The sequence below is a fragment of the Alkalimonas sp. genome, from assembly GCF_020831925.1.
Taxonomy (GTDB): domain Bacteria; phylum Pseudomonadota; class Gammaproteobacteria; order Enterobacterales; family Alteromonadaceae; genus Alkalimonas.
Window position 1 is genome coordinate 108,893 of sequence record NZ_JAFIFQ010000005.1, and the last position, 17,107, is coordinate 125,999.

Sequence of the window (17,107 nt, forward strand, 5' to 3'; positions counted from 1 at the left end):
ATTAGCTCCTCGTTGCGCCTGCTGGCGCGAAATTTAAATGGCCTCCCAGCCGGTAACGACTGCCGGGAGACGTAAGATAAGCCAGACTGACAGCGCCATCGCGGCTAAAAGTGCGACGGGTTAAGCGCAGGCAGGCTTCCGGTTTTTTTAACTGCAGATGCTGACAGGTGAAGCTGTCGGGCAATATCGCCTCAACGGTATGCTCGGCTTCGGTCAGCGGTGCCACCTGGCTCAAATACAGGTGGGGGGTGATGTGGGCGAAATCCTGCTGGATGTACTCCGGGATTTGCCGTGGATTGACGTAACGGGCTTCCAGCTGCAGCGGCAGCTGATCCTCAAAGTGCACAATCAGCGAAAAATACACCCGCTCGTTGTGTTTTAAGCCTAGGGCGGCGGCTACGGTAGCCGGGCAGGGCAATTCGGTCAGTTGCAGTAACTGCGCCCGGTAACTGTGGCCACGGCTATGAATTTCATCAGCGATGTTGCGAATTTCCAGCAAAGAGGATTGCGACTTAAGCGCGGCGACAAAGCTGCCAACACCCTGGGTGCGATACAAAATGCCTTGCTCGGTCAGTTCCTGCAAGGCACGGCGCGCTGTCATCCGACTGACCGAGAACTGCTCGGCCAATTCGTTTTCAGACGGTACCCGGCTGTGCTCCGGCCAGGCGCCGATTTCAATCTGGGTCAGCATAAAATCTTTGATTTCGGCAAATTTTGCGACGGCCATGCGGTGACTATCCGTGGATTGCGACTGGTGCTAATAAAAATAGCCGATCTTGGTTGTATATACAAGTTTTTGCGGTACACTATTTTTATCAGCAACAGGCAACGAATGTAGGAAGCAATGCCATGACAGAATTTGATGCGGTTTGGCTTAATGCCAACCTGGCCACCATGCAAACAGAGCTAGGGCCTTATGGTGCCATTGAGAATGGCGCCTTGGCAGTGAAGGATGGTCGCATTGCCTGGTTGGGGCCACAAAGTGCTTTGCCGGCCTTTGATACCTCCTGTACGGCTGTGCATGATGCTGGTGGTCAATGGCTGCTGCCTGGACTGATCGATTGCCACACGCACCTGATTTATGGCGGTAGCCGGGCCAACGAGTTTGAACTGCGTTTACAGGGTGCAAGTTATCAGGAGATTGCCAAAGCCGGTGGTGGTATCCGTTCCACTGTGCAGGCTACCCGACAAGCCACAGAGCAGCAGCTGTTTGAGCTGGGTCAGCGCCGGCTGGATACCTTGCTGGCACAGGGTGTCACCGAGGTGGAAATTAAATCCGGCTATGGACTGGACCTGGCAACAGAGCGCAAAATGCTGCGGGTCGCCCGTGCGCTGGATAAACAGTACCCGATCCGTATTCATACGACTTTTCTGGGCGCCCATGCTTTACCGCCGGAATTCGCTGACAGCGATGCCTACATTGATTACCTGTGCCAGAGCATGCTACCTGAGCTGCGCCACGAAGGACTGATAGATGCAGTTGATGTGTTTTGTGAGGGCATTGGCTTTAGTGTGGCACAAAGCCGCCGCCTGTTCGAAACTGCCCGGGCCCTGGGGTTGCCAGTCAAAGCTCATGCCGAGCAGTTGTCCAATCTGGGCGGCAGTGCTTTGGTAGCTGAGTTTGGCGGTTTGTCGGCCGATCACGTCGAGTATCTGGATGAAACCGGGGTGCAGGCAATGGCTCAGGCTGGCACGGTCGCCGTTTTGCTGCCCGGCGCTTATTACTTTTTAAAAGAAACCCAGCTACCGCCGATAGCACTGCTACGTCGTTATCAGGTGCCGATGGCGGTGGCAACGGATTTGAACCCGGGCACTTCGCCTTTTTGTAATTTGCCCCTGATGCTGAATATGGCCTGCACTCTGTTTGGCTTAACGCCGGAAGAAGCATTGTTGGGGGTAACACACCATGCCGCCAAAGCGCTTGCCTTACACGATGTTGGAACCTTGGCGCTGGGAAAGCGGGCAAACTTTGGCTGCTATGCTATCGAACAACCGGCTGAGCTGGTGTATCAGCAAGGGGTGAATGTGTTGCGGCAATTGGTGATTGATGGCCTGTCGATACCCAATAAGCACTGACTTTACAATTAGGTGAAAGCAGCTATGCTAGGCGAATGAATGCTACTGAGTTGTAAAAAATGCGCTTTTTAACTGCCTGCTTGCTGGTAAGCCCTTTGCCGACAATCGCCGAAACAGCGACTGTTCCGGCCTGGTTATTGTGGTGGCCCTTGGCGCTGGTTGTTGTGATCCTGTTGCTGTTATGGCGGATCCGGGTGCTGCAGCAACAACTGCGTCGGCAACAACCGGCGACCGCGCCTGAGCATACCTTGCTGCATGATGAAATCAGTGGTTATCCAAATAAGGAACTGTTGCGCCGACAATTAAAGCCGTTGTTGCAACAATCAGAGGGTAAACGTTTTGCGTTACTGCTGTTTAAAGTCACTCAGTTTGAACAAATTAACGAAGCCTTGGGTTATCAGAACAGCAATTTGCTGCTGATGCAGCTGGCGCATCGAATCAATGAACAGCTGCATCAGCACGAGGCCTTACTTTGCCTGGAGTGGCGTGAGCAAAAAGCTGTCCGGTTATGCCATCTGGGCGGGGTTGATTTTATGGCCTGGGCTGATGTGACGGCTAAACCTTATCTGGCTGAGCAATTGGCCAAGCAAGTCGAACAATTGGTAGCGCAACCACTGATGCTGCATAGCAGTGCGATGAATTACCAGTTGGTCAGCGGTATTGCCTGTTACCCTGACCATGGCAGTCAGTTGAATGAATTGCTGGAGCGCGCTTATCTGGCAATGCAACATCACCGCTGGCAAGCGCCGGATACGGCGATGTTTGATCCTTCCTTACTCAACTACAGTGATGACAAGCTCCGTTTTATGGCCGAGTTACGGCAGGGTATTGAGCAAAACCAATTGCTGTTATATGTACAGCCGCAAATCGAACTGAAACAGCGAAAACTTCTGGCTGCAGAGGTGCTGGTGCGCTGGCAGCACCCTCGACTTGGTTTGTTGCCGCCGGAAGATTTTCTGGAGACTGCTGAGCAACTGGGCGTGATTTATTCACTGACTGAATGGGTTCTTCAACATGCCGTTGCTAGTCTGGCTTCATTAAAAGCTGAGTTTCCGGCTATGAAGTTGGCGGTCAACTTATCCAGCAAAGATCTGTTGCAGGATGAGTTGGTGGATTATCTGCAAGGCTTGTTGCTGGAATACCAGGTCAAACCGGCCAGTTTGGTGCTGGAGCTAACCGAGCGGGCTTTAAGCGATGATCCAGTGCGAGCGCTTACCATGCTTCAGCGCTTTCATAATCTTGGCGTTGAGCTCGCGCTGGATGATTTTGGCACTGGCTTTTCTTCGCTGTTTTATTTGCGTCAGCTGCCTATCAGTCATGTCAAGATTGATTGTAGCTTCATCAATGACTTGCATAAGAGTGATACCCATATTGCCATCGCTGGTGCCATTATCGATATCGCCAGGAACCTTGGCTTAGGGGTTGTTGCCGAAGGTATTGAAGAAGAGATGGTGGAGCAAAAATTACTGCGGATGGGCTGTACAAGGGGGCAGGGATTTTATTATTCCCGGCCCTTCGAGTTAGCAGGATTGCAGCCTTGGCTTAAACAGTGGCAGCAATCGTCTGGTCCGGCAGCGCAGCTCTCGCCTGAATAAACGCATAACATAAACCTGCGAGCACCTGACCGGCATGCTGCATGCCAGCAGCTTGCCCTGCTGGGTGCCGAACGGGTGCAGCTTCTGCCAGGTGAAGATAGCGGCAGCGAGGCAGCTGGGCCAGTTGGTAGACGTATTGCTCGGCTGCTTGCACTGACAATCCACTGCTGGTAAAGGCGCTAACTGGCATCAGCTCAATGCTGTCGGTATCGAGCTCAATGCCGATAGCCCCGTTCGAGTTGGCAATAAAATCAACGCATTGATCCAAAGCCTCGGCAAAGGAAAGCTCTAGCCTGGGACTTAACTTTTGCAAGCTGATAAACTCAGCGCCTGCTTGCTGCAGCGCAGTAAGGCTGTCTCTGTTATTCTTTAACTCGTGCAGACCAAGCACAAAATACTGCCCCAGCAATTGCTCTGCTTTGGCGTAGCTAAAGCCGTTGCCACTATGACGTCCTTCCAGCGCCCTGAAATCCGCATGGGGGTCCAGGTTGGCGCAGTTGACAGGCATGGCGGTGTGCGTGGCCAACGCCTTGATGATGGGGTAGGCATTGTTGTGACCACCACCAATCACCATCACATCAAAGCCTGCATCAAATAAAGGCTGGATGGCTTGCTCTACTCGCAGATCGAGCTCGGTACAAAGCTGTCTTAACTGCTGCAGTTGTTCTGGCTTGCTGCTATCCAGCGTCTGACTTTGTAGTTGTAAATCAGCACAGTCCACCTCACCGGCCAGTAAAATTGGGCCGGCAGTTTCTGTAAACTGATTGGCCTGCAGGTTGAGCCAGCTGCGCAGAAAAGCCTGCCAGCCAAGGTCTGAACCGCCTTGACCAAGATTGGCTCTGGGGCCAATATCTTCCGGTATCCCCAGCAGAGCAAAGCGAGTGCCCTGCTGCCGGGCTTGTTGCAATGCCTCTGTGAGCGGCAGTGCTTTATCCAGCAGCAGCAGATGCTGGCCCTGCCGTTGCTCCTTTGGGCGGGTGTTGAACAAGGCCTGGAGCTGATCGGCCTGGAAGCGCAGCAGAGCCATGATTTATTCGATATCCAGTGGATCGGGCGATAAAATAATGCCGGTATTATCGGCATAGAGATGATCGTCGGGTAAAAAGGTAACGCCGGCAAAGTTCACCGGTACATCCAGTTCGCCAAAGCCTTTATCATCAGCGCCTACCGGGATGGCATTAATGGCCTGCACCCCGACATCAAAGTCTTCCAGCGCATCAACATCCCGCACACAGCCATAACAGACAATACCTTCCCAGCCCTGGCTATTGGCCAATGAAATTAGTTCGGCATCCAGCAAAGCACGGCGGGTAGAACCACCGCCATCGATCAGCAGCACCTTGCCAATACCTGACTCAGCCAGCACCTGACGAATCAGGCCATTGTCTTCAAAGCACTTGACGGTCCGAACCTGGCCCCCAAATGAGCGACGGCCGCCGTAGTTGCTGAAGATGGGCTCGACCACATCGATTGAGTCGGCGTAGAGATCGGATAATTCAGAGGTATTGTATTCCATGGGTGGCTCCGGATGAACAGCGCGGGTAACCATAGTATAACTGGCCTGTGTGACAGCTCAAGCGCTTATCTCGGCAGTTTGTCCTTTATCTGCAGAATCTTAGTAGTGCATCAATTTTTTCTTTGATTTTCGGGCAGTATCAGAAATTACTCACTATTCTTGTTGATGAACTAAGGAGTGCTCTGACTGGAGAGATTATGTTTCGACAATTTAGTATTAAACAGCGGTTGATGGCCAATGGAATTGCCTTGGTGCTGGCAATGTTGGTGATGTTGTGGCTGTTGTTTTATCAAAGCAGTCAGTTGACTAGCCTTGCTCAGGCGCAGGAGAGTGTGCAGCGTTTGAATACCGATGTGTTGATGTTTCGCCGTCATGAAAAAGACTTTTTGCTTCGGTATGAGGCTCGTTATCTGGAGCGGATGCAGCAACACTACAGTGGTATGCAGCAATTGGCCAACAGTCTGGATGCAAACCTGCAGCGCCATGGCATTGATCGGGGACCACTGCAGGAGTTCAGCCAATTGACAGAACGGTACCAGCACAGCTTTGCTGCTTTGGTGCGGCAATATCAGCTGATGGGGTTAACCCCTGCTGAGGGTTTGCAAGGTGAGTTGCGGCGGACTGCACAGCAAATCGAACACATCATTCAACAGCGCTCGGATGATCGCCTGATGGCGCAGTTGCTGCAGCTACGTAGGCACGAAAAGGACTTTTTGTTACGGCGGGATGCTGATTATTACCAGCGCTTTGGACAGGATGCCCAAAGCTTGCAGCGTGCCATTCAGATTGGCATTGTCGATGCAGCAAGCCGTCAGCAAGTGCTTCAATTGTTAGCGGATTACCAGCAGGCGTTTTCCAATCTGGTATCGGCTTATCAGCAAGCAGGGCTTGATCAAAACTCGGGTTTGCAGGGCGAGATGCGCCGGGCTATTCATGCCACCGAGCAAAGCTTGCAGCAATTATCTGAGGCCACCGGTCAGGCCATCGCCGCTGCGGTTGCCCGTACCCAGTGGCTGGCGCTAAGTTTCTTTCTGCTCGTGCTCTTCGTGGTACTTGGCCTGGTGTTTTTAACCAGCCGCAGCATTTTGCAGCCGATCCTGGCGGTGTGTCAGACCGTAGGTCTGATCCGGCGTGACAATGATTTTAGGCAGCGTATTCAGGTGGAAGGCAAGGATGAAATGACTCAGCTGGCTACCGACGTGAATGGCATGATTGGCGACTTTCAAGACTTAATCAATAACGTCAATCAGGCACTGGAAATGCTGGATACCGCTACTCAGCAACTGGCTAAATCCACCAATGAAACCAGCGATGGGATGCAGTTGCAACAGCAGGAAAGCGATATGGTGGCGACCGCAGTCACCGAAATGGGCGCGACTATCAATGAGATTGCCGGCAATACCGAAAGCACCGCCAGCCGAGCCAGCAGCACCAACGACAATGCCCAGCATGGCCAGCAGGAGGTGGAAAAAACCGTCGCCGGTATTCAGCGCTTATCGGCAGAGCTGCAGGATGCGACGCAAGTGGTCGAAGCACTGGAGCAAGACAGCCAGACCATTGGCTCGGTACTGGATGTGATCCGTGGTATTGCTGAGCAAACCAATTTGCTGGCGCTTAATGCCGCTATTGAAGCGGCCCGGGCAGGAGAGCAGGGCCGTGGTTTTGCTGTGGTGGCAGATGAGGTGCGGAACCTGGCCATGCGCACCCAGGAATCAACGCGGCAAATTGAGCAGATCATTGGTGGCTTGCAGGGACGAACTCAGGACATTGTGCAGGTGATGCTGCATTGCCGTGAGCAGGGGCTCTCCAGTGCTGAGCAGGCTCAGTTAGCCAGAAAATTGCTAGAGCAAATCACCGAGGATTTAAGTGGCATCATGGATATGACCACCCAGATAGCGGCAGCCATTGAAGAGCAGAGCCAGGTGGCCGCCGAGGTGAACCAGAATGTGGTGAAAATTCGCGATATTTCGGTGCAGTCCTATCAGCATGCCCAGCACAATGCGGAGATCAGTGAGGAAGTGGCGATGCAGGCGGCTCGCTTGCATCAGACGGTGGATCGCTTCAAAGCCTGAGTTGACTTTTTTCGGGACAGCTCTATAGTCATGGCATGCACTGAATTAGGGACGATGCGATGCGCATATTGCTGTTGGCTGTTGGTATGGCGCTGTTTGGCTGGAGTCAGGCGGAGCCGTTAAAAGCGGTGACAACCCCGATGAGCCCTTATCAGACGCTGGAGCATGGGGTGGTGTCTGGCAGCAATACCGACTGGGTACGTCGACTGCTGTCAGAAGCGGGTCTAGAGGCTGAATTCGCGATGTACCCTTGGGCCAGAGCGTATCAGCTGGCCCAAACTGAATCCAATGTGCTGATTTATGCGATAGCGCGCACTGAAGTGCGGGAATCAGAGTTTCGCTGGATTGGCCGCATTGCCAGTTTTGAGTTGGCTGTTTTGGTGAGAACGGGTCAGTTGGTCTCATTGAATCAGCGCTTGTCGCAACAGCAAAGTTTGTCATTGGCATTGCCACGCAACCATACGGGCGTATCCATGTTGCAGAGCTTACCCCAAGCCGGACAGTTGGATGTGTTTTACACCGCCAGCACTGATGAGGCGCTGCAGCTGTTAATGAATGGCCGGGTCGATGCGGTGGTGGAGAACCCCCATCTGTTGCCGGAATTACTAAAACCCTATCAACTGCCTGGTGAAGCTGTACAGGTGCTGCTGCCTATCCCGGCGTCGCGGGCGGATGTATACCTGGCAGCCAGCAAGACAACCAATGCAGCCTTGGTGGGACGCTTGCAGCAAGCCTGGCAACGGTTGTACGGTGATCGGCAAGAGATAGAAGCCGGGCCACCGGACTGATGGCCGCCAAGTTAGTTTGAGTGGTCTATGCTGCTGTTTGCAGCATCAATAAAGCGAATGGGGACGTTGTCTTGCTGCTTTTTGGCAGTTGCCAGTCGTTGCTGATACTGCTGCCACAGCTCGTTTTGTTGACTGGCAAGCTGCTGCAGGTAGGGCCAGCGGTAGATACCGCTTTGATGGCCATCGTCAAAGCAAATCCGTACCCCGTAATGGCCACTTGGCTCAAGTCGCTCAATGCCAACCTGTTGCTTGCCAACCACCAACACCGGATTGCCGTGGCCCTGCACTTCGGCCGAGGGGGAGTGCACCCGTAAAAACTCGGCCGAAAGGCTGGCACTGCTGCCATCGGCAAAGTGCAGTTCCAACTGCTTGCTGCGTTTGTGATAATGCAGCTTGCGCACGAGAGCGGTGTTGGTCATGGTTACAGAATAAAACGACTTAGATCTTCATCTTGCACCAGCGCATCCAGATGTTTGTCGACATAGGCTGCGTCTACCAGCACGCTCTGACCGGCATGATCAGCCGCTTCGAAGGAGATTTCATCCAGCAAGCGCTCCATCACGGTATAGAGGCGGCGGGCACCGATGTTTTCCGTTTTTTCATTGACATGAAAAGCCGCATCGGCCAGCTTCCGAATACCGTCTTTGGTAAACTCCAGCTTTACCCCTTCGGTGGCCAGCATAGCAATGCTTTGCTCGGTCAGCGAGGCTTTGGGTTCGGTCAGTACCCGTTCAAAGTCATCGGCGGTCAGGGCTGATAACTCTACCCGAATTGGCAACCGGCCTTGCAGCTCTGGCACCAGATCCGATGGCTTGCTCATCTGAAAAGCACCGGAGGCAATAAACAGAATGTGATCGGTTTTGATCATGCCGTGCTTGGTGTTGACGGTACAGCCTTCGATCAAAGGCAGTAAGTCGCGTTGTACCCCTTCCCGTGATACATCCGGGCCACCGGTGTTTTCCCGTTTGCAGATTTTGTCCACTTCATCCAAAAAGACAATGCCATTTTGCTCAACCAGCTCAATCGCCTGCAGTTTGAGCTCCTCTGGGTTTACCAGGCGGCTGGCCTCTTCTTCCACCAGCAATTTAAAGGCATCTTTGATTTTTAGCTTGCGCTTTTTCTTGCGCTCACTGCCCAGGTTCTGAAACATGCTTTGCAGCTGCGAGGTCATCTCTTCCATGCCAGGCGGCGTCATAATTTCAATGCCGATTTGCTGCTGAGCGATGTCGATATCAATTTCTTTGTCGTCCAGTTGGCCTTCGCGCAACTTTTTACGAAATACCTGGCGGGTATTGCTGTTTTCGGCGGGCTGGTCATCTTGCCAGTTATCGCGTGCCCTTGGTAAAAGCGCATCCAGAATACGCTCTTCAGCAGCTTCTTCGGCTCGGTACTGGTTTTTGGCAATTTCCTGCTCGCGCAGCATTTTCACTGCACTGTCAGCCAGATCGCGGATAATGCTTTCCACATCTTTACCGACATAACCTACTTCGGTAAATTTGGTGGCCTCAACCTTGATAAATGGGGCATTGGCCAGTTTAGCCAAACGGCGGGCAATCTCGGTTTTACCGACGCCGGTCGGACCTATCATCAGAATATTTTTCGGCGTCACTTCCTGGCGCAAGGCTTCAGGCAGTTGCATCCGGCGCCAGCGATTACGCAGTGCAATGGCGACAGCGCGTTTGGCCTGATGCTGGCCGATGATGTGCCGATCCAGCTCGTGCACAATTTCTCTGGGTGTCATATCGGACATAATAAAACCTGCTTATAACTGTTCAATGGTGTGGTGCTGGTTGGTAAATACGCAAATATTGCCGGCGATGGTCAGACTTTTTTCAACAATATCTTTGGCGGCTAATTCAGTATTTTCCAGCAGGGCGGTCGCAGCGGCTTGGGCAAAAGGGCCGCCGCTGCCGATAGCAATCAAATCATGTTCGGGCTGAATCACATCGCCGTTGCCGGTGATGATCAGCGAAGTGTTGGCATCCGCAACCGCCAGCAAGGCTTCCAGCCGGCGTAGCATGCGATCGGTGCGCCAGTCTTTGGCCAGTTCTACCGCTGAGCGCATTAAGTGGCCCTGATGCATTTCCAGTTTGGCTTCAAAACGTTCAAACAAGGTAAAAGCATCAGCGGTGCCGCCGGCAAAACCAGCCAGTACTTTGTCATGGTAGAGGCGGCGTACCTTACGAGCATTGCCTTTCATTACGGTATTGCCGAGAGAAACCTGGCCATCGCCGCCTAGCGCGACCTGGCCATTGCGGCGGACAGAAACTATGGTAGTCATGGTGAGCCCTTGTGGCATTTCAGATGCAAGCTATCTGAGGGCTCCTTCAATGCTTTTCAAGGGGGAACTAGCCTCTGCGGTTAGTTCCAGTTCCAAATCTGGCAGCTATTGATGCCATTGCGACGCAGCCGGTTACGATCTGCTTCGGCCTGGCGGCGGCTGTCGTAAGGGCCCAATACCACCCGATACCAGACGCCATTGCTGCCCTCGGTGCGACGGATAGTGGAAGAAAAACCGGCAAAAGCAATCTGTGCCCGCATGGCATCGGCTTGTTGTTCACTGCGAAAGGAAGCGCACTGCATCTGAAATGGTCCACGCGATTCGAGCTCGCGTACTTCGACGACCACCTCGCGGTTTTCCAGCTCACGGATGTATTGGTAGGGCTCTTCGGTTGGACGCTCGGGTAATTCATCTTTCACAACTTCAGGTGGTTGCTGCGTGCTAGTCACCGGTTCCTGTTGGTTAATGGTCCAGAGAAACCAGCCAAAGATAAGTATCAATCCAGCCGTGATCGTCAGCACCAGCCAGGGGAAAGGCGCTTTGACCGGCGCTTTTTTACGAGGTTTGGCTTGTGGGCGGGCGGTTTTCACATAATCACGTCTTGGCATGGTGGGCCTGATACTCCAACATCAAATCAGTGGCTATTCTAGCGGTTTAGGGGACAGCTGTGCAATCGACATCCTTAGAGCTGCTCAACCGGAGCATCATACCCTTACCAGCGTAATTTATGGCTAAGAAAAAAATGAAGCTCTATTCGGCTGTTTCATCCAATAAAGTCAACAAGGAGCTCACTTGATCTGGATCCGCCAGCGCCGCTGCAACCTTGGCAATATCTTCCGCCAGTGGGCGATCTTGTTGCAGCGGTGCAGCAAAGTCGCGAGCCCAGCGGCAAAGCGCCTGGGAGGCGTGGCTAAGCAATGTGCTGTTTTTTAACTCTGCGCCCTGCACCAGGATTAAGGTTTCAATCGCCAAAATCTGATAGAGCTGAGTTAAGCTGTTGCTGGCACGTCGTGCTGCTATGGTGCCTAAGGGCACTATATCCTGGTTATCCGCATTGGTGGGGATAGATTGAATGGAAGCAGGCATTGCCTGGCTTCGCAGTTCAGCAACCAAAGAGGTGGCGCAGACCTGGGCTCCCATAAAGCCACTGTGCAAACCGGTATCCTGCGGCTGCATAAATGCAGGTAAGCCTTTATTTCTCAATGGATCAGTAATGCGTGCAATGCGTCGCTCGCTGTAAAGTGCCATTTGGATAAGAGCATTATTCAGATGATCACTGGCAAAGGCTAAGTGTTGGCCGAAAAAATTGCCGCCATGCAGCACCAACTGATCATCCGCAATAAGCAGTGGATTGTCGGTGACGGAGCCCAGTTCAACCCTTACTGTGTTGGCATGCTGATGCACCACATCCAGCACGGCTCCGAGGGCTTGGGGGGCACAGCGTAAGCTGTAGGCATCCTGCAGCAGTGGCCGGTTCTGTGCTATATTTTCTGGCATGTCCGCCAGTCGTGTGGGCATTGCTTGCCAGGGGGTTAACGCCTGACTACTAGCCGATAGTGACCAGAGCCAGCGATGCAGTTGTTGTTGACCTGGGTGAGGCCTGAGCTGGCCAATGGCAGGGTGAAAGGCTTCGCGATGACCAGCCAGCAATTCTGAGTAAAGCAACACCAGTAAGGTGCTTAGCTTTACCGCCCGCTCTGCTGCGGTAGCATTCAAAGCCGCGATGCCAGCTGTCGCCGAGGTACCATTAACCAAAGCAATGGCATCTTTGCCATGCAATACCAGCGGCTGCCAACCGAATTCCTGATGTGCAGCTGCACTGTCTATCCAGGGGCCTCCCTGGATACTGACACGGCCGCCGCCGCTGAGGGCGCGCGCCAAATGCGCCAGTGGGGTTAAATCGCCACTGGCACCAACGGTCCCTTGCGACGGTATCTCTGGGACGACATCCGCAGCGAGCCAGGCTTGCATACGCTCCATGACTATCGGGTTGGCTCCCGAGTGACCGAGTGCCAGACTGGCTAAGCGGGCGACCATCATGGCACGAACATGCTGATGTGCCAGCGGTTCGCCGACACCACTGCAGAGATGATACACCAGGTTTTGTTGCAAGAGGGCCGATTGTCTAGGATCCACCTCTGTGGTTGCTAAGGGGCCATACCCTGTGGTTACGCCATAAATACGTTGGCGTTCGGCGATGGCATCCAGCAGGAAGTGGTGCGCCTTGGCAACGGCTTGTTGTTGTGCTTTAGACAGCAACAAAGCCTGACGTCCAAGTGCAACGGCTTCAATTGCTTCAAGGGTGAGCTGCCCATCGTGCATAGCGTTAAATCCTTTGTCAAGACTACCAGTCGGTGTGCTTACCAATGGCATTGGTTGGTATAGTGTCACCATAATTGATGCTGATCGGGCGCTCTGCTGCCGGCCATAGTGCGATAGCATTGGCGATATCTTGGGCTGCGATTGCTTGATCGCCTGCCGGCACCACAAAGGCTTTCAAACGTCGCTGTGTCGCAGCACCTGTGAGACGAATGACACAGTCCTGCACGCTGTTTAATGCGCGTAAACGCTCCGCAACATAGGTTGGGCTAACATTGACACCACCTATGCTGATGGCATCATCCAGCCGTCCTTTTAGCTCAAAAGTGCCTTCGCTTTGCCAATGCAGCTGATCCAGCAGCGGGGTACTGGCAGTGTCATCCAGACTTTTGAGATGTTGGTTGTCAAGGCGTTGCCAGTGAGCTAGCAGCTGATAACTTGATTCGGGCCACCAGCGGGTGGCGACACCGCCCGTTTCTGTGCTGCCGTAAATATCAAGCAAACCGGTCACGCCTTGCTGCAGCAAGCCGGCCACTGTGGTATCTGCTATGGGACCGGTGGAGCTGACACCAAGCATCTGTGTCGGCCAGGTCTTGCCCGAGCGCGCCAAAAAGTCCCAGCGCGGCGGCACCGTCACCAGCAGATCACCGCTTCGGAGTTCAGGCAAAGCCTGGTTGCTGCCATAACTGCGTTGGATGCCGGCACAGGCAGGCAGTGCCACTGCGACCATAAACCCATACAAGTGATGCAGCGGCAGCCAGCTTACCACGCGTTGGATGGGCTGCTTTGCTGCCAAACACTCTGCCAGTGCTACCGCTTCCGCTTCAATCTGTTGCCAACGATGAAAGTGAGGTGTCGGTGTTCCTGTGCTGCCCGAGGTTCTGAAAGTAAGGCCGGAGGTTTCGGTGATAGCGGTTGCCACCAGAGAGGCCCACTCATCCAGGCTGTTGGTCATAAGTAACCGGTCTTCACACCCGGTTTCATGCAAACGAAAGAATTCGTTAACGCAGCCGGCAAGATGCAGTCGCTCCAGTGAATCCAGCTCTGGGGCTGCTGTCCAGTCGAGGGGGGGCGACTCACGATAGGCGCTAAGCTCAGCGCTTAGTAAGGAGCGCAAAACAGCTTTGCAGTCCGTGACTGTGAGCCAGTTTGGCATCGCAAGATCCTTAATTCATGCAACATTGTTTGGGAGGAGCCGGGCTGTTCACCGATCCGCGGATAAGCAGCCTTGAGTGGAATTACAACCGTTTAACAAAAATCCAGTAGCTATCGCCGGAAATCGCTTTTTTCATATGGACTTTTACTTTGGTGGGCTTCATCTGGTAATCAAAAATGTATTCAAACATGGTGTTCAGATTGCCGTTTTGTACCCCTTCTTTGAAACGGCCCTGAAACTCTTTGCTTTGGGTGCAGGGGGCCACACTGGTAAAAAAGTTCTTACCAATGACGCTCTTGGGATCGCGGCCAGTAATATCGCCTTCGGCGGCATTGTATTGAATAATTTTACCATTACCATCGAGTTGGATAGCACCGAAGGCCAGTTTATCAAGGCTCTGGTCATCCATCTTTGCCAGTGAATTCTCGATATCGTCGCCGCCGAAACGAATTGTTTCTAAAGTCATAATTAATACCTTATCTGTAGTTTGTGCTCATTGAGGTTACCTGACGAGCAGCGCACTAAAAGTGTCTGTAAACATTAGTTCGCAAATTAAAGCTATCAGCTAAGTACGGGTATGGCAAATAGGTTCACCTTGCTGGGATAGCCATTGAGCTTAGCTGTCATGTCGGGATATTGCTGTCTGAGCGGGGGGAATACGGAGCTTGGATTAAGACAGATCAACCGGATCCACATCCAGTTGCCAGCGCAGCTTGCGGGTCAGTGGCCAGCTCTGGCTGGTGGTAATCAGCTGATTCAGTAACTGGTGCAGGCCTGAGCGGCTGGCGCTGTAGCAATGCAATTGCCAGCGGTACTTTCCGGCCTTACGCTCCAATGGTGCCCGTATCGGGCCCAGCAGCTGCACTTCAGGCGCTTCGGTTTGCGCCAGTTCAACCAGTTGCTGCAGCCATTGCCTGGGCAGTTCATCCTGATGCGATTCGGCGCGAAACAGCGCCAGGAACTGATAGGGAGGGAGTAAGGTTTGCTGACGTTCAGTCAGTGCCAGTCGGGCAAAGGAGTCGTAGCCGTTGTGCAGGATATCCTGCAGCATGCCGTGATCGGGGTAACGGCTTTGCAGCAACACTTTGCCGGCATGGCGGGCACGGCCTGCGCGGCCAGCAACCTGGGTGATCAGCTGCGCCAGCTGCTCTGGGGACCGAAAGTCGCTGCTAAACAGGGCGCCATCCACATCGACAATTACCACCAAAGTCACTTGCGGGAAATGATGGCCTTTGGCCAGCATCTGGGTGCCAACAATCAGCTGGGGCCCACCTTGGGTGATCTGGTGCAATGCCTCGGCCAGGCTGCCTTTACGTCGTGTGCTATCCCGATCCAGTCGTACCACCGGGTAATCCGGGAACATCGGTTGCAACTGTGCTTCCAATTGCTCGGTACCCTGACCGAGCGGTACCAGCCGGGTACTGCCGCAATGGCCGCATTGTCTCGGCACTGGCCGGCTACTGCCACAATGATGGCAATTGAGCTGGCGATCGCTTTTATGCCAGGTCATGCTGGCATCGCAGCGCTGGCAATCCGCCACCCAGCCGCATTCCTGACAGGACAGTGCCGGGGCAAAACCGCGCCGGTTTAAAAACAGCATTACCTGAAAGCCTTGTTGCAAGGTGTGTTTTATTTGCTGGATGGTGGTATTGGCCAGGCCAAATTGCACTGGCTGTTGCTGCAAATTAATAAGTTCCAGGGTCGGCAATTGCTGACCACTGGCCCGGCTACTGAGCGTCAGCAGCTGAAAGCGGCCTTGCAGTGCATTGTGCAGGCTTTCCAGGCTGGGAGTCGCGGAGCCGAGTACAACCGGACACTGCTCCAGTGCAGCCCGTTTGATGGCCAGATCGCGGGCATGGTAGCGAAAGCCATCCTGTTGTTTCAGCGAGGCATCATGCTCTTCATCAACCACGATCAGGCCAAGCCTGGCAAAGCGTAAAAACAGTGCCGAGCGGGTGCCAATCACAATAGCAGCACTGCCGGTGGCTGCTTGCTGCCAGCATCCCAGGCGTTCGGTATCGGTTAATCCGGAATGCCAGCTTAGCACCGGCACCTGAAAACGATCGGCAAAACGCGCCAGCGTTTGCGGGGTTAAGCCTATCTCCGGTACCAGTACCAGCACTTGCTGGCCCTGAGCGAGCAAAGGCGCGATGCTTTGCAAATACACTTCGGTTTTACCGGAGCCGGTAATACCTTCCAGCAAAAATGGCTGGAAACGGCCCTGCGCCTGAACAATGGCACTGACCGCCAGTGCCTGATCGGTGGTCAGCTTTAAACCAGCACTGGCAGCAGTTAATGTCGGGTAGGGGGCAAAAGGTACTTCGATGGCTGTGACCAGCTGCTTTTCCAGCAGCGCCCGCAGCGCCGGCCGTTGTTCGGATGTGATGCTATCAGCGGCTAAGGCCCCTTGTTGCAGCTGCTGCCACAGAGTCAACTGCTTAGGTGCACGTTTTAAATCTGCCTCTGTGGTCGTTTCACCTGCCTGGGTAAGCTGGTAGCTGAGCGACTGACAAGTGGGCAGGGGTTTGCCCTCCCGCAGCAAAGCCGGGATGGCGGAGATCAGCACTTCGCCCAGTGGATGGTGGTAGTAATCGGCAGCAAAGGACAGCAACCGACAAAGATGCTCTGACAGCACGGGGACAGGGTCCAGTGGCTCAATAATAGGTTTTAACGCATCCTCGGCAAAAGCATCTTCCGGTTGCAGTTGCCAGACAATCCCAACCAGCTCGCGTTTGCCAAAGGGCACCCGGACCCGGCAGCCAACCTGCACCTCAATCCCTGGTGGCAGCAGGTAATCAAAGGATTGGCGCAAAGGTACGGGCAGAGCTATCCGGATCACAGACACTGGTGTGGGTACTCGTTTATCGTGGTGCGGTCACCACAGTCTCGAAGATGGGGTTAGTGTATCGACCGAGCCCATGGCTTCGCAACCGATAAAAGCGGTGAATATTTTAGGGCCACATCTTGCAAGCATATCGCAGATCGAGTACCCTACGCGCCCTAATTGAACTGTAACTGCGTATGGTGCCCGGCGTTTAGCGACCAGGTGGCGATACGGCCTTAACGAGGTAACCCATGAAACCAGGAATTCACCCGGAATACCAAGAAATTACTGCAACCTGTACTTGCGGTAATACTTTTAAAACCCGTTCAGCCCTGTGCAAAGACATCCACTTGGATGTGTGCTCTGCCTGCCACCCATTCTACACCGGCAAGCAAAAAGTACTGGACGTTGGTGGCCGTGTTGACCGCTTCAAGAAGCGTTTCAGCATGGTGGGCAAGCGTTAATCACGCCTGCGCTCAA

Annotated in this window: 16 protein-coding genes; 5 read left to right on the forward strand and 11 right to left on the reverse strand. The window is 53.7% G+C overall.

Annotated features, from left to right (window positions below):
* Position 1: 1 nt before the first annotated feature.
* Positions 2-727, reverse strand: coding sequence for a histidine utilization repressor (hutC, locus tag JJU14_RS03425; RefSeq protein ID WP_228611203.1), 726 nt, complete (start codon positions 725-727; stop codon positions 2-4).
* 122 nt (positions 728-849) lie between these two features.
* On the opposite strand from hutC, the gene hutI reads away from it, so the two are divergent.
* Together hutI and JJU14_RS03435 are read left to right on the forward strand one after the other, a co-directional pair.
* Positions 850-2,076 carry an imidazolonepropionase gene (gene hutI / locus JJU14_RS03430; protein ID WP_228611204.1) on the forward strand — a complete coding sequence of 409 codons (1,227 nt, stop codon included), beginning with the start codon at positions 850-852 and terminating at the stop codon, positions 2,074-2,076.
* Positions 2,077-2,135: 59 nt separating this feature from the next.
* Positions 2,136-3,671, forward strand: coding sequence for a GGDEF domain-containing phosphodiesterase (locus tag JJU14_RS03435; protein ID WP_228611205.1), 1,536 nt, complete (start codon positions 2,136-2,138; stop codon positions 3,669-3,671).
* Here the strand turns inward: JJU14_RS03435 and JJU14_RS03440 are convergent.
* Positions 3,619-4,698 carry a formimidoylglutamase gene (locus JJU14_RS03440; RefSeq protein ID WP_228611206.1) on the reverse strand — a complete coding sequence of 360 codons (1,080 nt, stop codon included), beginning with the start codon at positions 4,696-4,698 and terminating at the stop codon, positions 3,619-3,621. The two genes, JJU14_RS03435 and JJU14_RS03440, sit on opposite strands and share 53 nt — an antisense overlap.
* A gap of 3 nt (positions 4,699-4,701) precedes the next feature.
* Positions 4,702-5,187: a ribonuclease E activity regulator RraA gene (gene rraA, locus JJU14_RS03445; RefSeq protein ID WP_228611207.1), complete on the reverse strand. Its 486-nt coding sequence runs from the start codon at positions 5,185-5,187 to the stop codon at positions 4,702-4,704.
* 197 nt (positions 5,188-5,384) lie between these two features.
* Between rraA and JJU14_RS03450 the strand changes: the two genes are divergently transcribed.
* Positions 5,385-7,259: a methyl-accepting chemotaxis protein gene (locus JJU14_RS03450; RefSeq protein WP_228611208.1), complete on the forward strand. Its 1,875-nt coding sequence runs from the start codon at positions 5,385-5,387 to the stop codon at positions 7,257-7,259.
* A 59-nt stretch (positions 7,260-7,318) separates the two neighbouring features.
* Positions 7,319-8,047 carry a transporter substrate-binding domain-containing protein gene (locus JJU14_RS03455; protein ID WP_228611209.1) on the forward strand — a complete coding sequence of 243 codons (729 nt, stop codon included), beginning with the start codon at positions 7,319-7,321 and terminating at the stop codon, positions 8,045-8,047.
* Positions 8,048-8,058: 11 nt separating this feature from the next.
* Here the strand turns inward: JJU14_RS03455 and JJU14_RS03460 are convergent, their stop codons facing one another.
* The 8 genes from JJU14_RS03460 to priA all read right to left on the reverse strand — a co-directional run bounded on the left by JJU14_RS03460 (position 8,059) and on the right by priA (position 16,648).
* Entirely contained in the window at positions 8,059-8,466 is a 408-nt protein-coding gene (locus JJU14_RS03460; protein WP_228611210.1) for a DUF971 domain-containing protein, read from the reverse strand.
* A 2-nt stretch (positions 8,467-8,468) separates the two neighbouring features.
* Positions 8,469-9,797, reverse strand: a complete 1,329-nt coding sequence (hslU, locus tag JJU14_RS03465; protein ID WP_228611211.1) for an HslU--HslV peptidase ATPase subunit — start codon at positions 9,795-9,797, stop codon at positions 8,469-8,471.
* Positions 9,798-9,809: 12 nt separating this feature from the next.
* Entirely contained in the window at positions 9,810-10,328 is a 519-nt protein-coding gene (hslV, locus tag JJU14_RS03470) for an ATP-dependent protease subunit HslV (protein ID WP_091338822.1), read from the reverse strand.
* 80 nt (positions 10,329-10,408) lie between these two features.
* The gene (locus JJU14_RS03475) at positions 10,409-10,936 is read right to left on the reverse strand and encodes an SPOR domain-containing protein (protein WP_228611212.1); all 528 of its coding nucleotides are present in this window, start codon (positions 10,934-10,936) and stop codon (positions 10,409-10,411) included.
* Positions 10,937-11,078: 142 nt separating this feature from the next.
* On the reverse strand, positions 11,079-12,650 hold the full coding sequence (locus JJU14_RS03480) for a histidine ammonia-lyase (protein ID WP_228611213.1): 1,572 nt from the start codon (positions 12,648-12,650) through the stop codon (positions 11,079-11,081).
* A 22-nt stretch (positions 12,651-12,672) separates the two neighbouring features.
* Complete coding sequence (locus JJU14_RS03485) at positions 12,673-13,803, reverse strand: AMP-binding protein (RefSeq protein ID WP_228611214.1); 1,131 nt, start codon at positions 13,801-13,803, stop codon at positions 12,673-12,675.
* An 82-nt stretch (positions 13,804-13,885) separates the two neighbouring features.
* Positions 13,886-14,269, reverse strand: a complete 384-nt coding sequence (gene pyp, locus JJU14_RS03490) for a photoactive yellow protein (protein WP_228611215.1) — start codon at positions 14,267-14,269, stop codon at positions 13,886-13,888.
* 204 nt (positions 14,270-14,473) lie between these two features.
* On the reverse strand, positions 14,474-16,648 hold the full coding sequence (priA, locus tag JJU14_RS03495; RefSeq protein ID WP_228611216.1) for a primosomal protein N': 2,175 nt from the start codon (positions 16,646-16,648) through the stop codon (positions 14,474-14,476).
* Positions 16,649-16,878: 230 nt separating this feature from the next.
* Between priA and rpmE the strand changes: the two genes are divergently transcribed.
* Positions 16,879-17,091: a 50S ribosomal protein L31 gene (gene rpmE, locus JJU14_RS03500; RefSeq protein WP_091338805.1), complete on the forward strand. Its 213-nt coding sequence runs from the start codon at positions 16,879-16,881 to the stop codon at positions 17,089-17,091.
* Positions 17,092-17,107 lie beyond the last annotated feature (16 nt).

Coding starts and splice junctions, on each gene's coding strand:
- hutC (WP_228611203.1), bottom strand. CDS start 727: ATGGCCGTCGCAAAATTTGCCGAAATCAAAGATTTTATGCTGACCCAG.
- hutI (WP_228611204.1), top strand. CDS start 850: ATGACAGAATTTGATGCGGTTTGGCTTAATGCCAACCTGGCCACCATG.
- JJU14_RS03435 (WP_228611205.1), top strand. CDS start 2,136: ATGCGCTTTTTAACTGCCTGCTTGCTGGTAAGCCCTTTGCCGACAATC.
- JJU14_RS03440 (WP_228611206.1), bottom strand. CDS start 4,698: ATGGCTCTGCTGCGCTTCCAGGCCGATCAGCTCCAGGCCTTGTTCAAC.
- rraA (WP_228611207.1), bottom strand. CDS start 5,187: ATGGAATACAATACCTCTGAATTATCCGATCTCTACGCCGACTCAATC.
- JJU14_RS03450 (WP_228611208.1), top strand. CDS start 5,385: ATGTTTCGACAATTTAGTATTAAACAGCGGTTGATGGCCAATGGAATT.
- JJU14_RS03455 (WP_228611209.1), top strand. CDS start 7,319: ATGCGCATATTGCTGTTGGCTGTTGGTATGGCGCTGTTTGGCTGGAGT.
- JJU14_RS03460 (WP_228611210.1), bottom strand. CDS start 8,466: ATGACCAACACCGCTCTCGTGCGCAAGCTGCATTATCACAAACGCAGC.
- hslU (WP_228611211.1), bottom strand. CDS start 9,797: ATGTCCGATATGACACCCAGAGAAATTGTGCACGAGCTGGATCGGCAC.
- hslV (WP_091338822.1), bottom strand. CDS start 10,328: ATGACTACCATAGTTTCTGTCCGCCGCAATGGCCAGGTCGCGCTAGGC.
- JJU14_RS03475 (WP_228611212.1), bottom strand. CDS start 10,936: ATGCCAAGACGTGATTATGTGAAAACCGCCCGCCCACAAGCCAAACCT.
- JJU14_RS03480 (WP_228611213.1), bottom strand. CDS start 12,650: ATGCACGATGGGCAGCTCACCCTTGAAGCAATTGAAGCCGTTGCACTT.
- JJU14_RS03485 (WP_228611214.1), bottom strand. CDS start 13,803: ATGCCAAACTGGCTCACAGTCACGGACTGCAAAGCTGTTTTGCGCTCC.
- pyp (WP_228611215.1), bottom strand. CDS start 14,269: ATGACTTTAGAAACAATTCGTTTCGGCGGCGACGATATCGAGAATTCA.
- rpmE (WP_091338805.1), top strand. CDS start 16,879: ATGAAACCAGGAATTCACCCGGAATACCAAGAAATTACTGCAACCTGT.